This window comes from Pseudoflavitalea rhizosphaerae (assembly GCF_003991355.1).
Lineage (GTDB): Bacteria > Bacteroidota > Bacteroidia > Chitinophagales > Chitinophagaceae > Pseudobacter > Pseudobacter rhizosphaerae.
Window position 1 is genome coordinate 45,124 of sequence record NZ_RCSU01000001.1, and the last position, 20,784, is coordinate 65,907.

Here is a 20,784-nt window from a genome sequence, read left to right on the forward strand (position 1 = left end):
GAAAAAGGAATGGGCTGATCCGGGTCAGCAAGGTCTGATCATTCACGGCTCACAATTCTCCTAACTTTTCAAATAAACCCCGTACCAGCAACATGAATCTACGCAGGGCAATCATCTATGCCGGCGATCCCGGGTATATTGCCTGTTTTGTTGCCGATACATTTGATAAGGATTCCAGCTCCCCGCAGGGTGAACTCGCAAAACAAAGATTGAAAAAGATAAAAGAAGAACTGGAAAAAAGGAAAATGGATTCGTTCAGTATCAAAACACCATTATGGATCGATGGTGTCTATTCTGATACCTAACAAATGCAGGTCTTCACCGCGGCTTACTTCCGTGGAAGCTTCGCCGAGCCATCCATTCTCCTGGTCAACACCATTGTAAACTTTCACAAAGTCAATTCCCGGCAACACTACCCTGTTGCCATTCTTATCGATGGCCCAGTCGATATCGATCCCGGCATTGTCGTGACCATTGGGATAGTTGTCTGCATACCCATACCTGTACGCATACAGTACATAGTAGTTGCCTGCAGCACTTTCATCAACACCATTGCGCGCGAGGCGTATACCCTTGCAGGTTATATTATTTTCTTTTACCCAGCCCGGGTAATAACTTTGCGCGTGATAGGTATTCTTCACTTTGTATCCTTCCTGCGACTGGTTATCCGTCCAGCGTATATATTCACTGATACTCACATGACCTTGCGGACTTCCGGTGGGTTCTTCCGATGCCGGGCGATAATAGGTCATTTCATAATTACGGAAAGTGCGCAGGTCATTTCCCTGGCTGGCAGCGATCGAATACCAGGATTCAGTTTCTGCAGAAAAACTGCCACTGCCCCTGATCTCATACCATTCATCTTCATCGGGTTTTCCATTCTTGTTTTTATCGTACGCCACCAGGATGATCCCGGGCTCGCAGCTGCCTCCGAAAGGCGCGTTGGGACGTGGATTGGAATTGGCGCCGAATGCATTTCCATAAATCCTGAAATCGCGTTTGCCGGGTACGTTTACGATGGTATGATCAAAACCCACTACCACATAACCTCCCCAGCCCCCGAGTGTGATCATATTGGCTGCTTCGCCAACCAGGTCTTTGCTGACTTTTCCCAGCATCGTTTCATAAGTGTCGCCAGGATTATATTTTGGCAGTTCATTCACGAATTGACCGGGAGCAGGAAGATAATCGAACACCGATGAAATATAGGGAGACGGTGGCGCCAGCGCCTGCCGCACAGTGATGAGGAGCGTATCCACCAGGTCTCCGGAAGATACTTTTACCTGGTAAGTACCCCTGCTTACAGCGGAAAACAGCATCGATTGTGAATCGCCATCCATACCAGTTAACCTGTACAGTTCAGAAGGAGCAGACAGTATTTCCCATTTGATATCATTTTTACCTGCAAATTTTTCAGATGCATCAAGACTGAGGATCGAGTTGGTCCTGGTTTCCCGGTTCACGTAACGGCCTGTAGTGATCTGTACAACTTTCTGATAAATATTACCAGCATTATACGCCATCACCACCAGGTTATAATTCCCTGGCTCTGCAGGCGCCTGGAAATTGTATGTTGAAGCGTTCGCTACTTTCTTCCCATCGATAAACCAGACCAGGGAATCCACTCTGCTGCTGATAGCTGGGCTCAGCAGTAAAGATTCTTTCACTACCACGTAATAATCTGTTTCCAGTCCTGTGATCTCAGGCGCAGGTTCAAGGTATTCGGCATCTTTCTTACCACAGCTGCCAAGCAGGAATAAAATACAAATCAGTGCAAAGAGGAATTTATTGCTGTTATTCATTTTTTCGATTTAAGAAGTTGTTGTCATAGTTTTTTTGCCATCAAAAAAAGCCGGGCATCATTTATTTCAAGGCATTACAATGTAACGGCAACATTGTCCATGCACACATAGGCCGGCGTATTCAGCCCATAAGCACCAGAGTCGTTACCTTCGATATTGAATTCAACACGTGTAACGGTGCCCAGGTCTGCGAGGTCGAAATAAGTCCAGGTGGTCACCGGGGCCACTACAGGCAGGTGATTGTTGTACATGGCCAGGTATATTTCTACAGGATCTCCGCCATTGGTGGGTGTGCTTCCATTAAAGCCATATGCGAGTAATTTGAGATAGCCCTGGCCGCCATTCACATCCTTCAATGGCGTTGCCATTCCAGATCCAAATGTATTTCCATACTCTATCACGCCATAGGTATAAGAGGAAAGACAGATATACATTCCTTCTACCACTCCACTACCTGATGTGAAATTGATGGCGGGTCTTGAAACATAAGGGGCATTATATAAATCCTGGTAGCCGAACATGACGGCAAAATTGCTGCTGCCGCCATAGCCACCATTATTAGCGCCATGCGTACCGGAATACACACTGGCCTGATTGAGCCAGGAATACCACCAGTCGCCGGTTTTACCGGGGATATTGGATTTATAGTTCCAGTCTGAAATAATGAACCCATGGTTCCAGTAATCTACAGGTCCGCTGCCGGCGCCGTTGATCGCAAACCTGAGGTTGCTGGGCGAATGAACATAAGGCAGGATCTGCGTACCTCCCCAGGAAGAATAAGCGTTATCGGCTTGCGGCGTGGTATCTGCCATATAGCTTCTGCTCAAGCCTTCAAAAGTGATCGTATAAGTGGTGGGCAATAAATTTTGCCCTGCCCCTTCCACCGGCGATACATCCTTGTGTTTGGAACAGGATGATGCCAGTAAGAGTACAAGAACGGTAGCTAACAACGATTGATCAAGGATGGCCTTTTTCATATTAAGGTTTTTTGGTTAATTATATTTTCATGATGCCCGGCTTTTTAGTTTTGTTGAATATGCTTGTCCAAAATGGTGTTCACCTGTAACATCCGTGATTCTTCCATATTGAAATCCTTGTATTTATTTCCATCATTGAAGTCCCTGGCAAAGGGATAGACAACTTTTTGGACCCTGATGAAATCGATGCCCGGTAATAGAACAGGCTCACCGTTCTTATCAACCGCGAGATCGATATCGATATTCCTTGTCTGGTAGAATTGTGGAGCACCTGAAAGGTCGCGGGTGATGCGCTTACCCCTACGAACAAACGAAGCCGGCCATCCATTCAGGAAAGCAGTTTGTTTGGAATCAAGATCGATCACACTCAGGCCCGGGAAGAAACCTCTGGGTGAAAATGTTCCGGCGGTTGTCATGGAACTGGTGAAGGTTTTGTTGGTGACGATCTGGCCACTGTCCCTGTCCTCTTCAACCTGGTTATCCTTCCAGCTGAAATAGGAATAGATCCTTCTGGCATCCGTTACGGTGCTGTCGTACCTGAAGCTGATCTCATATTCCGGCAGGTCTTCAATACCGTAATCGGCATTCTTTATTTCGTACCATTCATCATTATCGGGTGTTCCGTTCTTATTGCGATCAAAGGCTACATAAATAGCAGGCAGATCGCTATTCGAATGCACAGCCGCCATTTCAATATCTGGTTTGCCCGGCGCATTCACCACGGTATGATCGAACTTGAAAGTGGCAGAACCTCCCCAGCTTCCCAGGAAAAGAGAGTAGTTGCCCCCGGGCTGTTTTCTTCTTTCTGCAGCTTTGGCGAGAAACTCATTATAAGGAAGCTGGAACTCATCTCCATACTTCCAGCTTTCTGCATAACCGATAATCGACCAGTTATGGTTCTTTCCGGGCGAAGGCAGGTATTCCAGCACCGTATAGGCATTCCTGTTATATGTTGCTTCGAGTACTGTAACAGTCCGGGTAAATGAAGCAGACTGCCTACCGGCGCCAGTGCGCAGCGTCAGTTCAAAACTTCCGGCAATGGCTGAAATAAAACTCAGATCACGGTTCTTACCGATCACTGAATCTCCTATGGACCATTCATACTCGTAATCATCCCGATCCGGTCCGTTAATGGTGGGAACAATATCAAGAACACTGCACATGGGAACAGCAGATTGTTCCGCTATCGATACTTCAATCAATTTTTCCACCTGCACCCTGAAAGACTGCTGATCTGAACCACCTTTGTTCACCACTTTGAAGGTTACCTCAAAATCTCCCGGTTCAGTAGCCGTGAATGTATAGTTGAGCTGTCCGGTAGCAATCTCCTTACCATTCACCAGCCAGGAATAACTGTTACCCTTGAGATTGGTTACATTGGGCGCCAGCACCATTTTGTCGCCTATGTTCAGCACTATGGTTTCTGTTCCTATCCCTGAAATTCCCGGAGCCCGGTAATGCTCTTTGCGGCAGGAAAAGGCAAAGAACATGACAATAATCAGCAGCTTTAGTAATTTTTTTGTTTTCATTTTTTTATTTCGGTTATACTTTATAGTGATATACTGATATGAGTACTATTGAGGCAATAAGGCAAAATGTGCAGGGATATCACCAGTTCGCACACTCCATTTCTTTTTACCTTCTTTCGTAAAACAATACAGCAATCCCGGTGATACATAGTTGCCGGCTTCTGTTACATAGATATTTTTTGTTACCGGGTGTACCATTATCCCGTAAGGGACCTCTATTTCCTTATCCGTTCCATCGGTGATGAACGAACGGGTAATGATCTCACGCGTATAGGTATTGACGATGCCATAAGTGATGGTGTTGGATTGCGAGATATGACTCCATTCAGTACTGTAGACATACAAGGAATCCCCATCCAGGTAATAATTACTGACGGCGATAGGCACTGTGTCTGTTACTTTCTGCAGCGATACATCAATGAAAAAAAGCCGTGAAGGGAGGCTCTTGTAATCGCCCCGGGAGGTCACCCAAAGATTGCCTCGTTTGTCTGCTTTGATATGATGGAGATTATAGGCAACATCGATCCTTTTGGTTTCTTTGAAAGTAGCCAGGTCTATTACAGAAATGGTCCTTTCATATTTTTCGGTATTGCCTGCTCCCATATAGCCACCTGAATTGGCTACATAGATCTTTCCATTCGTTATTTCAAGGCCATCGGGCTGGTAGCCTACAATACATTTTGAAACTATTTTGAGTGAGGTTGTATCTACTTTGGCTACGAAGCCTTTTTGCGTATAGTCTGGATTGATCTGGATAGGGCCTGCATAAGACGTGATATAAGCAAAGCCTTCGTGGAATTTGATATAGCGGCAATTCGGGATCTCCACCTGCCCGATCCTCTTTCCCGTTCTGGCCTCCATCACTTCCACCTTGTTGGAAGCATTGATGACGGCATAGAGCCTGCCACCATAAATAGCGATATCATTCCCCACATCTCCCAGTTGTTTGGGCACAGTTGGATTGACAGTGGCATACATGTTCCTGTGATAGATGCCCGTTGTGAAATCGAAATAGTCCAGCGTACTTTTATTGCTGCCCATATTGCCTTCATTGAGCAGGTAAAAACCGGAGAAGCCATCGAAGGAAGGATGTTCCAGGCCGATGCTTTCGCCCAGGAATACTTCCACCTCCTTTCTGCAGGATGTACATATAAAAAACAGCAGGACCGCTATACAATATGATGAGCGCTTTATCATAATTCAACAGATAAGATGATCTTGAAATTCCTTTTAGGCATTGGATAGTTCAGCACCACTTCATAATCCTGGCTGAGCGCATTATTCAACTCCCCGGAAATTTTGCAGCGGTATTTCTTAATGGTTATATCCTTCGATGCTGACAGATCACTGGTATACCAGGGTTGTTCATAATTCTCCGGGATATTGGCTGAATTATGGTATCGTTCTCCTACGTAGATGAAGCTGTAATTGAGCCGCCAGGTTTTATATTGAATAGATGAAATAATGGAACCGCTATGCCAGGGGATATAGGATATTTGACCGCCCCAGGTTGTTTTTTCCAGTTCAGGGTTCTTTCGTCTAGTCAGATCCTGCGCCTGCTGGTAAGTATAAGCAACTCTGATATTCAGGAAAACAGAAGCAGGTAATAAAAAAGCGAAATCAGCAATGAGGTCCATGCCTTTTATTTCCACCGTTCCGATATTCATCATCATCCAGCGATATATGCCGCTTCCCTTGGGAACAGCCACGATCTTATCTGTTACGCGGTTGAAATAAAAATCGGATTGTACATTCCATTCAGAGAGCAGTGAATTGGCAAATTGCCTGCGATATTGAAAGCCGAGATTGTATTGGTGTGTGTATTCCGGGTGCAGGCTGGCATTTCCGATATCGGTATAATAGAGGTCGTTGAAAGTAGGCAGGCGGAAAATATTCTTATAAAAGGCCCTTATGCTGAGATCAGTTTTGGCAAAGGGTTTCCAGGAGATAAAGAAGGCCGGCGTCAATTCATTTTTAGAAGGCGCTGCCCTGAGCGAGTCAGCAGCAGAAGCGTTGTTGGGAATGATGCGTTCCTTCACAAACGTACCTAAAACACTTGCCTGCATTTTGAATTTACCGAGCTCTGCCGCTCCGGCCAGCGCTACCAGGGAAGTGAATCTTTCCGGGAACAAAAAACCATCGAGGTTGGCATCGAGAGCATTGTACTGAAAGTCTGTAGACAAATTGAAACTGATCTTATCAGACAGGCTGTATTTATTGGCAACGGATGCATACCATTCATGCTGAAGGAAATTGTTATCGATATAGAGTAAGCTGGTATCGGGGTTCAGGTAACGCATGTAGTCGTTGGCGTACTTGGCGTTCACCTGTATATCATAACCCCTTGCGATATTTTTCTGAAAGCTGCCCTGTGCAAAGAAGTTCCTGTCCCACTGCCTTTGTGCCCGCTTCCATACATTGTTGACGATGGCGCCGGGTAAGCCTCTCTCTGAATTGTAGAAATAAACTTTGGCATTCCAGTAACCGCGGCGGATATAACCATTCAATCCGCCTTCCAGCCGGACTGCTTCTATATCTCCGTTTTCCCTATAAGCGGTGGTATCCCAGGCAATATCTTTCGAAAGGGGGAAGATCCTTTTATAACGGAATGGATAACGGCCACTGGAGTTGACGTACTCACCGCTGAAAGAAGCGTGGATATTCTCTTTCAACTTATGCTCCACCAGGATGGAAGGATTGACGAGATCGAAGGAACCGGTTTTGAAAACGCCCTTGAAATTGGTGGTCTTTGAAGAATCGAAAACGGGTTTGCGGCTTCGCAGGTAAATGGTGCCTGAAGAACCAAAGTCCCGTGCCGGTTGGAAGATATCGCTTTTCTGACCATTGTACAGGGAGATGGATTCGATATTGTCCATAGAGAATTTCCCCAGGTCAATCTGTCCGTTCTGTGCATTGCCCAACTGGATGCCATCATAGAATACACCCATATGGTTGGTGCCCATACTGCGCATATCCACCGTTTTCAATCCGCCGATGCCTCCATAATCCTTTACCTGAACCCCGGCAAAATAGCGTATGGCATCAGCCACTGAAAAGCTGTTGAGGCTTTTGAGTTTTTCGCCTGAAAGTTTTTGAGCCGGAATTACTTCTTTATACCCCGATGTGGAAACGATAACATGTGGCAATGTTTTAACACTGCCTGAATCTGCGTTTACACTATCCCGTTTGATATTTTGTGCATACAGACCGGTACTGATGAACGCCAATAGCGTTACCAGCAAAGCTTTTCCCTTGCATGAAATAGGCATCAATAAAAAATTTCTTCGGATAGCTTGCCGGAAGACGCAGGAAAAACCAGGCGCCTGAAATACATTCAGTCCATACAGTATTCAAAGCCTCATTCCGCGAAAGCTTTAAAATATATCTGCCATGGCAGGTCTTCTGGCTTGTTCTCACTTTGAAACGCCTTCCCATTTTTATGAACTAAAAACAGTGGCCTGTAGTTATCAAAGTGTGTTTGTAGAACTTACAGCAGCGGGTCTGCTCAGGATTTACACCTGATTCCCTTTTAATTCCAACACAGTGAATTTGTGTTTGAAACCATTGCGCGGCGAATGTACTATTAAAAAAGATGGGAGCAATAATAAAAAGCAGGAGGAAGTATATGAAGGTAGGGGGCGGCCAGTCGCTCGCCTCTGGCGAGTGACTTATATTTAGTCGCCTCCGGCGACGCTGTGTTCGCCGGAGGCGAACAATTACAAGTCACTCGCCAGAGGCGAGCGACTGCCAGCTCTCCGCCCTTTTTAGTCAGCCCTGGGCACACGCTGATTTATTTCACTACTTTGATGCCGGAAGCCACCAGCCTGATCTCTTGTTTGGGCTGCGTAATGGCTTCGATCTCGGCCTTTGATTTTTTAGCATCTTCAGCATAATGACGGAGCTCGGCCACAGTTGTTGTTTTGGCAAAGGCGCTTCCTTCCAGTACCACTGTTTTACCGATCAGGTCCAGCGGCACGAAAAAACCATACCCTTTCATTTTCACAAATGCTTCCGTGCTGTCGTTCACCTGGAGTTTGACCCAGCAACCTTTTTTAGGACAAACATCCGTAACAGTGGCGCTGATAGTGGTATACACAGTATCTTTTTTGGCCAGGAGTTCGGGTAATACCGCAGCTGGTGCGGGGTCGGCGGCTTTGGGATCGGCACCATATACAGTGCCAACAGGTGCTGGTCCTTTGGGAGGCTGGGCTTTTGCTTTTACCAGGGATAAGGTGCACAGCAGGGCTGCGCTGATAAATAGACTTTTCATGTTTTCGCTGAGCTTTTAGTGCGTCAAAATTAACCATTTCCGCCCGTATTTCTAGCTGCTGAAGGTCAGGATATTAACCCAAACGGTGTATCTTTATGGTCATTCCCTCAATTTGACTGACATATTGTTTTATTAATCAATCAGATTTCCCTACCTTTGCAAACTCTTTAAAAGAGTAGCTCATGAATCGTCGGAATTTTGATATCGCATTTGTCGGTTTAAAGCCGGGCATCCATGAGTTTGAATATGAGATCAACGACAAGTTCTTTGAGGATTACCAGGAACAGGATTTCCGGGACTGTATAGCGAAAGTGAAACTGACCCTGGATAAGAAGGCAGGTTTCATGCTGCTGAAGTTCGAGGTGGGCGGCAGGTTGAATGTGACTTGCGACCGCTGTGGGAACGACCTGCCACTGGAGCTCTGGGACGAATTCAACATCGTGGTGAAGATCGTGGAAGATCCTGAACTGATGAACGACCAGGAAGAGGACCCTGATGTGTACTATATCTCCAAAGGAGAAAGTCACCTGAGGATCGCAGACTGGATCTATGAATTTGTGAACCTGAGCATTCCGATGCAACGGATGTGCACTCCCGAAGAAATGGGTGGCCCCGGTTGCAACAAAGACGTCCTTGCTATGCTCAAGAAACTGGATGCCAATAACAATCCGTCCGCAAATCCGTTGTGGAAAGGACTGGAACAGTTCAAAGATCTTGGAGATAATAATTGATCATTTTTTTATAGTTGTATAAATTCTGAGTTATGCCCAATCCGAAACGGAGACATTCTCAACAAAGAGGTGCTAAGAGAAGAACTCACTACAAAGCTGAGAAAGTTACATTAAGCAAAGACAGCACTACCGGCGAAATTCACGTACGCCACCGTGCTCACGTAAGCGAAGGCAAACTGTATTATAAAGGAAAAGTGGTAGCTGAAAATTCTCCCATTAAGTAATTCCTTTTTATAATACTAAATGTCTGATCGCCGGCTATGATTATCGGTTTAGATATAATGGGTGGAGACTTTGCACCACGTGAAGCGGTGAAAGGGATTCACCTGTATTTTTCTGAGACAGATTCACCGGCAACGCTGTTATTGACCGGGGACGAAGCACAGATCAATCCTTTGCTGCAGGAGTACAATATTCCTGCAGACAAAGTGAAGGTTGTGCATACCACTCAGGTCATCGACATGCATGAGCATCCCACCAAAGCGCTCAAAGAAAAACAGCATTCCTCTATTGCAGTAGGATTTCATCTGCTTGCCTCTGGCAAGTCTGAAGCCTTTATCAGCGCCGGCAACACTGGCGCTATGCTCGTTGGCGCCATGTACAGCATTAAAGCCATCGAAGGTGTTCAGAGACCTACCATTTCCACACTCATTCCTAAGAACAACGGCAAAATGGGCCTGCTCCTGGATGTGGGCATCAATGCCGATTGTAAACCGGAACACCTGAACCAGTTTGCCATCCTTGGCTCGCTCTATGCAGAGCACGTGCTTGGCATTTCCCAACCCCGTGTTGGACTGGTGAACATTGGTGAGGAGGAAGGAAAAGGAAATATCCTGGCACAGGGCGCCTATCCCCTGCTCAAGGAAAATACCGCCATCAATTTCATCGGTAATGTGGAAGGAAGGGATTTCTTCTCAGACAAAGCCGATGTTATGGTTTGCGAAGGCTTTACCGGTAACGTTATCCTCAAAATGGCCGAAAGCTTTTATGAGATGACGCAATCCAAAGGCATTCAGCATGAACACCTGGACCGTTTCAACTTCGAGAACTATGGCGGCACTCCTGTACTTGGGGTAGCCAAGCCCGTTATTATCGGTCATGGTATCTCGCATGCCAAAGCATTCAGCAATATGATCAAACTGGCGGAAAAGATGATTGCCTCCAATCTCCTGAGTACGATGAAATCCAGCTTTGAAGGAAAGGCACAAGCACAGTAAGCATTCTGCATGAAAGCCATTGTCGGATATTTACAAGAATATGTCCGCTCGCTGCACCTGCTATCCTTCCTGGGTATCACATTGCTGACCGCTGTTCTCATCATCCTCAATTACACTCTTGGAATAGAAAGCCGGTGCATGAGCATCCCTCATTATGGTTCACGGTTCCTGGCATTCTTCTGTGTGTTCAGTTTTGTTTTCGGCGCCGCCTGGTTCATCCAATGGCTCGCGCACCGGAAAACAATACGCATCCAACCTTTCTTCTGGGTGTTGTTACTGGCCGGCCCTGCCCTCTTTGCCGGCAAAGTGAGCTTCGACCGGATCACCCGTCTCTTTACAAATTCATTGGCGGCTCCCTGGGACCAATACGGTTACCTGGTATTGAACTGGCCGCTGAAATGCGCGTTGGTACTGGGTTTTATCACGCTTATCTGGAAATGGGGACGATATGAAGGCCCGGTGGCCGGCATGAGCATCAAAGGATTCGATGCCAAACCATATTTTATTTTACTGGCGCTGATGGTGCCGCTCATCGCTTTTGCATCCACGCAGGCCGACTTCCTCCGCACTTATCCCAAAGTACACCGCATCGAATTCATCGAACCATTCGTTAGTCAGAGCTGGGGTTACAAACTCCTGTATGAATTTTCTTATGGAATCGACTTCCTCACTATCGAAACCTTCTTCAGGGGATTCCTCATTTTAGCTTTCGTCCGTTATGCGGGCAAGGCTGCTATTCTTCCGATGGCCGCATTCTATTGCGCTATACATTTTGGAAAGCCATTGCTGGAATGTATCACTTCGTATATGGGAGGGATGATACTTGGAGTGGTGGTATATCACACAAGAAGTATCTGGGGAGGACTGATCGTTCACCTGGGCATCGCCTGGCTGATGGAGCTTGGCGGCGCTGCAGGTCATACTTTCCTTAAATAAAAATTCAACTACAAACCTGTAAGCCGGATCCTGTATGCGCGGAGCGCATGGTTATCATTTATCTGGACTGATCATTACTGACCAGCTCTAGCTGCCTACCCACCCAATCTTCACTTGCGTGAACGAAGCGAGCCACTTCATGGATTGGTATACATGGCATTTCAGCATGCAAGGTTTACCCCCGCTGCAGGTTACCCTGCAACGCCGTGGGCTCTTACCCCACGTTTTCACCTTGACCTTGCACAGGAAACCTGTGTAAGGCAGTTATTTTCTGTGGCACTGTCTGTTCCGCAGGAGCTGCATGTACAGCTAACTGCAGACCCGGCGCTTAACCGGTGCATTGCTCTGTGCTGTCCGGACTTTCCTCTCTGCCTTGCGGCATAGCGATAACCCGGTTTGTAGTTGAAATGCAAAGATATGAAACAGATTCACCAATCAGAAGTGTTTCCTAACACACTTCTCATTCCCGAGCAACAAGAGAGTAATGATTCACTTAAGTAAATTATATTGATAGTTAAATACATTTTGGATTGTATCAAACTCTGAAATATTCCAGTACTAATTGAAATTTATGCCCCCTTCATGGCTAGGGTAAAAACACTTTTCATTTTTAAGAGATCCTCTTGTTGAGCTTCTAGGCTCTTTAGCATTGATGCTAAATTGCTTTTTGTAAGATTTGAAGCAGAAAGCTCCTCAAACAAACTATTAGATAAATTAGAGTTCTGTGAATCGATTAAGGCAGATATATAGGTCCTGTAACTTATACCAGGATATAGATCGAGGTCTAAAGCATTTCTTTCAGTAGCATAAGTTGTCATCAATTCGCTTAGCTCTCTTGATAGTTTTTGCGTGGCAAGAAAGTAAGCTAAAAAATTCTCTTTTTCTTCTTTTGGGGGCGAATAAAATGTTTTCCTAAGAGTAATCCAGGCAATTATTAAACCTAGAATACCAATTGCAATTTCGATCACTTAATTAACATTTTTAGTAGTTACCATATAAATACCAATTACTTATATCTTAAAATATAATTTTCCCGCATTATCACAAAACATAATAATAAACAATCTGTGTAAAACTTCTTCCCATCATATACGCAACTTAAGACTAATTTTATTAGTAGTAAAAAACTAAAAAATATGGGACAAAACAAGAATTCAGGAAGAAAATTAAGGGATCAACCAATAATCAAAATTCCACAAACAAAAATAATAAGCGAACTAGGAAGTTTGCCCGAAATAACTGCGGAGAAATGTCCTCCTTCATTTGAGGAGCCACTGGAGGAAAGCCCATTTGTCATTGAAAAGGTAAAAGTATTCTTAGAACTTGCAGAAACAAGGATAGTGATGGTCGCATTAGGAAATCAAATTGGCTTTCTAAGTAAAAGAAACTCCGATCGCGTTTCTCAATGTCTGAATTTGAGAATTAAATATATCGGAGAAATTTTTAAAGCTAAAAGTAGGTACTATGCCAGATTTTATAGACAAACTGACTAACAATTCATTATTTGCGGATCAATGTAGAGTTGCTCATGGAGATTATTCTCCATTCATTTTGGCCACAGAAGCGCATTCAATAACTCACCCCTGTGAAAACCCACATCGATTAAATATTGTAACATGTAAGGACCAAGCTTTACAATTATTTTTGGAAGAGATAAGTTCCTTGGATTTCAGCAATAAACTATCACAGGATATTGGAATGCTTCCAGCCTACATTCCAGTATTAGATCGAACAACAGCCTCAATACCAAATCATCTATCAGAAATCGCATGTTTTGGATTTTCATTACGAGATGTACTTCAATCGGGTTTTTTTGAAAAGGCAGGAAGGATACATGAATCCAATTCAATAGCTCTTCGACCAAAGCAACAAATTATTAAGTCAACTAAAGCGAAATATATACTTTTCTTATCAGGAGAAGATACTGTCATAGAAGGTGTTTGGCATAAAAGAGATAAGATTTCTTTTTTTGAAACTTTAAGAGATTATGGATTTTATGCTATCACAGGATTTAATTTTTCACTTTTTGGAGGAGAATGCCCATTAGGGCATGCTATTAACTTAAAGAAAAGCCTATTAGCAACCGAAAAAATATCGCAGGTTGGAATACAAGCTATACCACATATTTATGCTTTGAATAACAATCACATTAATAGATGGAATAGTTGGTTAAAAGAAAATCCTAGTGTAAAATATTTTACTACAAATTGTCAAATGCAAAAATCAAGAGATGAAATAAAGTGGCTGCAATATTATATTTCTAAAATTCTGGGAGCTAATGAGAACCTACGAGTAATATTACAAGGTATAAAAACTGAAGGCTTATTTGGTCTTAGGGAATTCAAAAATCGAATACACATTGCAGACAAGAAACCAGTTAAATATTCGATTGGGTATAAGCAATTTAAATATATTCAAGATAGCAACTCACTCAAGATTACTAAGTTATCAAGCCCAAAAGTAAACAAACAGAATTTAGCACATTACAACATACTTGAGTACAGCATACTCATCTCAAATAAATTAGGATACATTTCCCCAACTTTTATCAATACTTGAAATACACTTCCGTGGCTCCGTAACCATAAGCAGGATGATAACGGTTGATGAAACTGCTCACTTCCCTCTTCACCCGCAGGATATCATGGATCTCATCTTTCAACTTCCCTGTTCCCACTCCATGGATCACTATGAGACTGGGCCTGCGATGCGCAATAGATAACTCCATGTATTTCTCAAAGGTCTGCAACTGCAAGGTGAGTTTTTCAAAATTGTCCATCTTCTCAGGTTCCGGCGTCAGTTCCTCGATATGCAGATCGATCTCATGCTTTGCAGGTTCCAGGTGCTGACGAGCTTCTTTGGCATCATATACCTTGTACCCTTTGGTCAGCAACGGGCTTACATCGAGAGAATTATATTCTTTATGCGGATAATCCTCGAACAGCTTATAGGAGAATGTTGCTTCTCCATCTTTCCTGAGTTGTTCGATCCGCTGGAAAACCTGTTTGGCTTTGAGTTTCAGCGATGCCTCATAATAATCCGCCTTGTTCTTATCCGGGTTCATCAGTGAGAACTCGAACGCAAATGTTGGATTATCGTTGAGGTTCTCGAACGGAATATCGTGCAGGTAGAAGTCTTCGAACGGATGAACCTGGTTCACCAACTCAAAATTGGTATCGCCGGCATAATTGAGTTTATAGATGAACTTGAAACCAGTATGTGTTCTGTTGATGAGCCGCACTTTCAGATCGTCTACCACATCATCGCCAAATTCGTCGGCATGGAAAACAGGAATAAAGGTGAGCCAGACGCCATCGGCCACTTTGGTGGTCACTTTCTTTTTTTCCTGCGCCACATTATCGATGTACACTTTCTGCGGTTTCTTTTCAGGAAAGAGTTTCTTCTGACTGAATTGTTTGAAATACGGGAAATCGAGCTGATCGGTATATGCGGGGAATTTAACGCCGCGCACATCCACCATCACCATTTTGGGATTGATAATATCCACCACCTCTCCTTCCTCATTGGAATGGAGCACTACCACTTTATCGCCTATTTGAAATTTCATCTTGTAGCTTGAATCTGTTATTTGTGGCAAAGATACTGAAGTTCCTTTTCCATATTGTTCCGGGCTGCGGCATCGAACCGGGAATGGAATTCAGGACGCCGGAAGATGACCGGAGCGGCCAGGGTCTGCTCCAGGAACTTCCTCCTGCCCGGTTTGTAGAGCAGATCGGGATAGATGCGGTATTCTTTCCGTACTGCGATGGTATACGCTTCGTATTGCTCCCAGGGTGCCGCCAGTATAGCCATATCGAAATCGAGAAAGAATGCCAGGTCCTCCGCATGTTCCAGTCCCTCCGGGACCCGGTGATATTGGGTGGCTTCGATATAAAGCTTTACCAGTCCTGCTTCATAGGAATGCAGGCCCAGGGCAGTGAGGCGTTTGGCTGCAGTTACTGCGCTTCTTGCTTCATTGTCTTTCCTCAATACATCGTACACGATATCGTGGTAAACGATAGCGAAGTCCACCAGCAGCGGCGCTTTAAGGCTGTTCCTGTATTCTCCCGATAAATCAAGTAAATCCCGGATATGACCGGCATTGTGGTAATACCTCTTTTTTCCATTATATGCCTTTTCCACTTCTGCAATGCAGGTAGCGGCCATGGCCGGCGCATTGGCATAACCGTTTGTCAATCGATCCCACACGGGTTGGAACCAGGAAGACATATCTTAATATTTTGCCAGGTTGCTGTTCCTGTAGCCATACAGGAAATAGATGACCAGTCCTACCGACATCCACACGAAGAACCAGATCCAGCTGATGGCAGGGATCTCTATCAGCAGGTAAGAACAGAACAGCACGCCCAATACAGGGATGAGGGAATATTTTTTGATGAAAGTAAGTACAGCCATTACTGCTGCCACCAGTACAAAGGCCAGGAAGAGGATCTCCTGCAGGCTGTCTGTACCAAGGTTTTCCGCCGCATGCATGATCCTTGAATGAAAAAGATAGATGAATGCAGCCACCATTACAGGCACAATGAATTGACCATTGATATACGGCAGCTTGAAACCACCCGGTGGGCGGTTATCCAGTTTCGGTAATAACAACACGCCACCCGATACCAATACGAACGCGAATAGTGTACCGATACTGGTTAGGTCGGTCATCCTGCTGCTCTGCATGAACAGGGAGGGAATAGCCACCAGGATACCTGTTACGATGGTAGAGAAATATGGTGTATGATATTTCTTATGCACTTTACCGAATGCTTTAGGTAAGAGACCGTCTCGGCTCATGCTCATCCAGATACGGGGTTGCCCCAGCTGGAATACCAGCAATACGGAAGTGGTAGCTACCACGGCGCTGATGCTCACGATCTTGCTGATCCATTCTGCCCCTACTTTCTCAAACACGAAGGCAAGCGGATCATTCACGCGCAGTTGATCGAAGGGCACCATACCGGTGAGCACCAGTGCGATCAATATGTATAAAACAGTACAGATGACGAGTGAATAGATCATACCGCGCGGCAGATCGCGCTGCGGGTTCTTCGCTTCTTCTGCGGTAGTGGAGATAGCATCAAAACCGATATAGGCATAGAACACAGCGGAAACACCTTTCAGTACGCCTTCAAATCCATTCGGCATGAAGGGACTCCAGTTACCGGGCTTCACGTAGAATGCGCCGAGAATGATAACGAAGATCACAACGGCAATTTTGAAGATCACCATCATATTGGCGCTGCGCTTGCTCTCCTTGATGCCCACATAGGTCAGGCAGGAGATCAGTGCAACGATGATAAAGGCAGGAATATTCACGAAGAATTTACCGCCGAACAGGATCGGGGAATTATTGTAAGCGTCCAGCACATACTGCTGACCCCTGTCCAATGTAATGCCGGTGGCTTGCAGGGCTGATACTTCCTTAAATGCTTTTTCAGCTGTTGCGGGATCAACCGTCAGCCACCCAGGCAGATGAATGCCAATATCCATCAGGAGGTTATTGAAATAACTACTCCAGGATATGGCCACTACGATATTACCGATGGCATATTCCAGGATCAGGGCCCAGCCGATGATCCAGGCGATCATTTCCCCGAAGGTGACATACGCATAAGTATAAGCGCTACCGGCAATGGGCACACGCGATGCAAATTCTGCATAACAAAGCGCTGAGAAGCCACAGGTGATGGCAGTGATCACGAAGAGCAAGGAGATACCAGGACCTCCATCTGCGGCGGCTGTACCGATGGTGGAGAACACACCGGCGCCTACTACGGCTGCTATTCCAAGGAAAGTAAGGTCCTTTACTGTAAGGATTTTTTTGAGGCCGTGATGACCATGTTCTTCAGTTGAGCTTTGGGCGTCCTTAAGGATCTTATCGATCGATTTCTTACGGAATAGCGAACCCGCCATATGGTGGTTGTTTTGATTAAGCGGTTAAATTATGGAAAAATTCAGTACCAGTAAAGCTGCAGGCTAATATTCCCTTTGCACCAGGAACTGCGCCAGCTGTTGCAGGGGTTCCTTACGTGCAGACACCACCGCTATTTCATCCAGGTGACGCCAGGCTTCATTCAGGTAATGTTCTTTCAGGTTGAAAGCCCACTGGTCTACTTTAAGGTCGTGGTAAATGCCCAGCACCTGCTGCACTTTATCAGCAGCGTTACCTGCCAGCAAGGATTTAAGGACAGTCAGTCTTTCCTTGTCGGCTGACTCCAGCGCCTTGATCAGGAGGAAGGTCTTTTTATTGGCAACAATGTCGCCCCCCACCTGCTTGCCGAATTTGGCGGGGTCACCGTAGCAGTCGAGATAATCATCCTGCACCTGGAACGCGATGCCGAGATTCCTGCCGAATTCATAAAGATGATGCAGGTTACGTTCTCCGGCGCCACCGAGCATGCCGCCCATTTTCAGACTTGCAGCCACCAGCACGGAGGTTTTCAGTTCGATCATATGAATATATTCATCCATACCAACCTGTTCCCTTTTTTCGAAATCCATATCCAGCTGCTGTCCTTCGCAAACTTCGCGGGCTGTTTTACTGAACAGGGTGGCGATCTTGCGGAGGTATTCGGGTTTGATCTTGAGAAGATAATCGTATGCCATCACCAGCATCACATCTCCTGCGAGGAGCGCGGTGGCAGAACCATATTTTTCATGTACCGTAGGTTGGTTGCGGCGAAGCGGCGCATTGTCCATGATGTCATCGTGGATCAGCGTAAAATTGTGGAAGAGCTCAATAGCGGTTGCTACCTGGAAAGCATCGGGCACGACCTCATCGAACAATTCATTTCCCATCAAACACAATACAGGCCTGATACGCTTTCCACCGATCCCGAGAAAATATTCATCGGCATCGTATAAAGTGGCAGGCTGTTCGGGAAAATGCCTGTTGTTGAAATGGGCGGCAAATTTTTTCGCTAAATCTTCAAAACGCTGCATAAAATTCTTTTTTGGTCTTGCCAGTCGCTCGCCTCCGGCGAGTGACTTTTGTTTAGTCGCCTCCGGCGACGCGGTGTTCGCCGGAGGCGAACAAATATAACTCACTCGCCGGGAGGCGAGCGAGTGGCGGCCCGCAAATATTTTTCGAGCGGCCTGCGAACGCATTTCCTGGCGGCCCGCAAATATTTTTCGAGCGGCCTGCAAATGCATCACGGGCAGACTGCTATTATTTCTTCGTCGGCTTCTTCTTCGGTTTGGCGCTGCCTGCTTTCGCGGGCTTGCTGTCTTTTTTCTTTTTTCCTCCTTTTCCTGAATTCCTGAATTTGCCGAATGGATCATTTTCAGCAGGAGCTTCGGATTTACGTCTTCTTCCCTCTCCTTCCGGTCTGGGTGTTGGTTCGGCATTGTTGCCTGACCCGAAAACCCATTCGTAATCGAGCTGACGTTTGGTAAGGTTGGCGGCCACTACCTTGATGCGCACTTTATCGCCCATTCTGAATTTGCGGCCACTGCGCATTCCGGCAATGCTATAATCGCCTTCGATCAGTCTGAAATCATCATAGTCCAGCAGCGAAGCGATGCTTACCAGTCCTTCGCATTTATGCTCGATGGTTTCCACCCAGAACCCGAATGCAGACACACCGCTGATCACGCCATCGAATTCATCGCCCAGGTATTGTTGCATGAACTCAACCTGTTTGTATTTGTTGGAGGCTCGCTCTGCTTCCATGGCTGCGCGTTCACGCTCACTGCAGTGCTTGCATTTCACATCCATCTTCTTGTCCACTTCCGCTTTCCCATCCAGGATATCCTGAAGTATGCGGTGCACCATCACATCGGGATACCGGCGGATGGGCGAAGTAAAGTGACAATAATTCTCGAATCCCAATCCATAGTGACCGATATTCTCTGCAGTGTACGCGGCCTTTGCCATGGTGCGGATGCCGAGTTGTTCCAGCACATGCTGCTCAGGTTTACCCTGTACATCTTTCAACATTTGGTTGAAGCTGGCAGCAATGGCGTCGGGAGATGAGGTATCGAAATGATGTCCGTATCTCTTTGCGAAAGCCGCAAATGGCAGGAGTTTCAGCTCATCGGGCTGATCGTGTACACGATAAGGGAAAGGCAGTGGGTTCTTGTTCACTTTTTCCTTACTGGCGCGTTCGGCCACCAGCCTGTTGGCGAGCAGCATGAACTCTTCGATCAGCTGATGCGCTTCCTTGCTTTCTTTTACTACAATGCCGATGGGCTTCCCTGTTTCATCCAGTTTGAATCTTACTTCAACGGAGGAAAAATTGATAGCGCCATGTTTGAAACGCTGTTTGCGCATGCGCTGTGCAAAATTGTTGAGGATAAGGATCTCGGCCTGGTATTCGCCTTCTCCTTTTTCCAGTGTTTCCTGCACTTCTTCGTAGGTGAAGCGGCGATTGGAATGGATCACTGTTCTGCCGATCCAGTGTTGCTTGATCTCGCCCTTTGGCGTCATCTGAACGATCACGGAGAAAGTGAGCTTGTCTTCATTCGGACGCAGCGAGCAAAGCTCATTGGAAATACGTTCCGGCAGCATAGGCGCCACGCGGTCCGGGAGATACACGGATGTAGCTCGCGCGTACGCTTCTTTATCCAGTTCGGTGCCGGGCTCCACGTAATAGCTTACGTCTGCGATATGGATACCTACTTCATACATGCCATTTTTCAGCACGCGGAAAGAGAGGGCATCATCGAAGTCCTTTGCATCAACGGGGTCGATGGTAAAGGTGAGGATCTCGCGGCAATCTTTTCGCTTATTGATCTCCGCGAGAGAGATGGTATCGGGGATGCGTTCTGTTTCTTCTATCACATCATCGGGGAAGAAGAGCCCGAAGCCGTTCTCCATGAGGATCTCCTTCATAGCGAGATCGCCTTCATTCACGGCATCCAAAACCTGCATCACTTCACCTACCGGCTTCTTATTGGGTTGCCATTCGAGGATGCGCACGATGGCGCGGTCCTTGTCTTTTGCGTCTTTGAGGTTTTCGAGCGGGATGAAAATATCCGGCATGGGTTTGTCTGTATCCGCTACAAAGAAGGCGAAGTTCTTGCCCATTTCGATCTTGCCCATGAATTCGCTTTGTTTGCGATGGAGCACCTGGACTACTTTACCCTGCTGACGGCTTCCCTGGCGTCCGCCTGTGAGCTGCACTTTCACGGTATCGCCGTGGAGGGCGGTATTGAAATCATTGGGGCGGACGAGTACATCGTTCGGTTGTCCTTCCACAATTACGTACCCGATTCCTGACCGGGTAATATCGAGGGTACCCTTCAACACTGCCTGGGAGGAAGTGGAGGATTTTCTTTTCTTGTTGTCTTTTCTTGAGTGTTTCTTACTCAT

At 46.0% G+C, this 20,784-nt stretch carries 19 protein-coding genes, 1 other RNA gene and 1 riboswitch; of the genes, 7 read left to right on the forward strand and 13 right to left on the reverse strand.

Annotated elements, in window-relative coordinates:
* The first annotated feature begins 92 nt into the window (after nt 1-92).
* Nucleotides 93-305 carry a hypothetical protein gene (locus tag D9Y29_RS00180; RefSeq protein ID WP_127124423.1) on the forward strand — a complete coding sequence of 71 codons (213 nt, stop codon included), beginning with the start codon at nt 93-95 and terminating at the stop codon, nt 303-305.
* On the opposite strand, the gene D9Y29_RS00185 is transcribed toward D9Y29_RS00180, so the two are convergent.
* From D9Y29_RS00185 to D9Y29_RS00210, 6 genes are all read right to left on the reverse strand, one after another.
* On the reverse strand, nt 273-1,802 hold the full coding sequence (locus D9Y29_RS00185; protein WP_127124424.1) for a hypothetical protein: 1,530 nt from the start codon (nt 1,800-1,802) through the stop codon (nt 273-275). The genes D9Y29_RS00180 and D9Y29_RS00185 overlap by 33 nt on opposite strands.
* Before the next feature lie 74 nt (nt 1,803-1,876).
* Nucleotides 1,877-2,779 (reverse strand): DUF4465 domain-containing protein, encoded by a 903-nt coding sequence (locus D9Y29_RS00190; RefSeq protein ID WP_127124425.1) that lies wholly within the window; start codon nt 2,777-2,779, stop codon nt 1,877-1,879.
* A gap of 44 nt (nt 2,780-2,823) precedes the next feature.
* Nucleotides 2,824-4,308: a PKD-like domain-containing protein gene (locus tag D9Y29_RS00195; protein WP_127124426.1), complete on the reverse strand. Its 1,485-nt coding sequence runs from the start codon at nt 4,306-4,308 to the stop codon at nt 2,824-2,826.
* Nucleotides 4,309-4,353: 45 nt separating this feature from the next.
* On the reverse strand, nt 4,354-5,436 hold the full coding sequence (locus tag D9Y29_RS00200) for a YncE family protein (protein ID WP_241237813.1): 1,083 nt from the start codon (nt 5,434-5,436) through the stop codon (nt 4,354-4,356).
* 65 nt (nt 5,437-5,501) lie between these two features.
* Nucleotides 5,502-7,577: a TonB-dependent receptor plug domain-containing protein gene (locus D9Y29_RS00205; RefSeq protein WP_127124428.1), complete on the reverse strand. Its 2,076-nt coding sequence runs from the start codon at nt 7,575-7,577 to the stop codon at nt 5,502-5,504.
* Nucleotides 7,578-7,683: 106 nt separating this feature from the next.
* Nucleotides 7,684-7,889: riboswitch (cobalamin riboswitch) on the reverse strand.
* Between the two features lie 209 nt (nt 7,890-8,098).
* Nucleotides 8,099-8,578 (reverse strand): DUF4920 domain-containing protein, encoded by a 480-nt coding sequence (locus tag D9Y29_RS00210; protein ID WP_127124429.1) that lies wholly within the window; start codon nt 8,576-8,578, stop codon nt 8,099-8,101.
* Between the two features lie 182 nt (nt 8,579-8,760).
* Here D9Y29_RS00210 and D9Y29_RS00215 point away from each other — a divergent pair, with 182 nt between their 5' ends.
* The 4 genes from D9Y29_RS00215 to D9Y29_RS00230 are packed head-to-tail and all read left to right on the forward strand — an operon-like array spanning nt 8,761 to nt 11,462.
* Entirely contained in the window at nt 8,761-9,309 is a 549-nt protein-coding gene (locus D9Y29_RS00215) for a YceD family protein (RefSeq protein WP_127124430.1), read from the forward strand.
* Between the two features lie 32 nt (nt 9,310-9,341).
* Nucleotides 9,342-9,533: a 50S ribosomal protein L32 gene (rpmF, locus tag D9Y29_RS00220; RefSeq protein WP_127124431.1), complete on the forward strand. Its 192-nt coding sequence runs from the start codon at nt 9,342-9,344 to the stop codon at nt 9,531-9,533.
* A 36-nt stretch (nt 9,534-9,569) separates the two neighbouring features.
* Nucleotides 9,570-10,526, forward strand: a complete 957-nt coding sequence (plsX, locus tag D9Y29_RS00225; RefSeq protein ID WP_127124432.1) for a phosphate acyltransferase PlsX — start codon at nt 9,570-9,572, stop codon at nt 10,524-10,526.
* Between the two features lie 9 nt (nt 10,527-10,535).
* A complete protein-coding gene (locus D9Y29_RS00230; protein ID WP_127124433.1) occupies nt 10,536-11,462 on the forward strand; it encodes a CPBP family intramembrane glutamic endopeptidase in 927 nt (308 codons plus the stop codon).
* Between the two features lie 3 nt (nt 11,463-11,465).
* Here the strand turns inward: D9Y29_RS00230 and rnpB are convergent.
* Nucleotides 11,466-11,865: RNase P RNA component class A (gene rnpB, locus D9Y29_RS00235), an RNA gene on the reverse strand.
* Nucleotides 11,866-12,031: 166 nt separating this feature from the next.
* Nucleotides 12,032-12,430, reverse strand: coding sequence for a hypothetical protein (locus D9Y29_RS00240; RefSeq protein ID WP_127124434.1), 399 nt, complete (start codon nt 12,428-12,430; stop codon nt 12,032-12,034).
* Between the two features lie 168 nt (nt 12,431-12,598).
* Between D9Y29_RS00240 and D9Y29_RS00245 the strand changes: the two genes are divergently transcribed.
* Together D9Y29_RS00245 and D9Y29_RS00250 are read left to right on the forward strand one after the other, a co-directional pair.
* Nucleotides 12,599-12,955: a hypothetical protein gene (locus D9Y29_RS00245; RefSeq protein WP_127124435.1), complete on the forward strand. Its 357-nt coding sequence runs from the start codon at nt 12,599-12,601 to the stop codon at nt 12,953-12,955.
* Complete coding sequence (locus D9Y29_RS00250) at nt 12,927-14,021, forward strand: DUF4417 domain-containing protein (RefSeq protein WP_127124436.1); 1,095 nt, start codon at nt 12,927-12,929, stop codon at nt 14,019-14,021. The genes D9Y29_RS00245 and D9Y29_RS00250 overlap by 29 nt, the downstream gene beginning before the upstream one ends.
* Here the strand turns inward: D9Y29_RS00250 and D9Y29_RS00255 are convergent.
* The 5 genes from D9Y29_RS00255 to rnr all read right to left on the reverse strand — a co-directional run bounded on the left by D9Y29_RS00255 (nt 14,011) and on the right by rnr (nt 20,784).
* A complete protein-coding gene (locus D9Y29_RS00255; RefSeq protein ID WP_127124437.1) occupies nt 14,011-15,030 on the reverse strand; it encodes a Smr/MutS family protein in 1,020 nt (339 codons plus the stop codon). The two genes, D9Y29_RS00250 and D9Y29_RS00255, sit on opposite strands and share 11 nt — an antisense overlap.
* Nucleotides 15,031-15,047: 17 nt before the next feature.
* A complete protein-coding gene (locus D9Y29_RS00260) occupies nt 15,048-15,692 on the reverse strand; it encodes an HD domain-containing protein (protein ID WP_127124438.1) in 645 nt (214 codons plus the stop codon).
* Between the two features lie 3 nt (nt 15,693-15,695).
* Entirely contained in the window at nt 15,696-17,384 is a 1,689-nt protein-coding gene (locus tag D9Y29_RS00265; protein WP_127124439.1) for an amino acid permease, read from the reverse strand.
* Nucleotides 17,385-17,447: 63 nt separating this feature from the next.
* Nucleotides 17,448-18,413: a polyprenyl synthetase family protein gene (locus tag D9Y29_RS00270; protein WP_127124440.1), complete on the reverse strand. Its 966-nt coding sequence runs from the start codon at nt 18,411-18,413 to the stop codon at nt 17,448-17,450.
* A 226-nt stretch (nt 18,414-18,639) separates the two neighbouring features.
* Nucleotides 18,640-20,784: a ribonuclease R gene (rnr, locus tag D9Y29_RS00275; RefSeq protein ID WP_127124441.1), complete on the reverse strand. Its 2,145-nt coding sequence runs from the start codon at nt 20,782-20,784 to the stop codon at nt 18,640-18,642.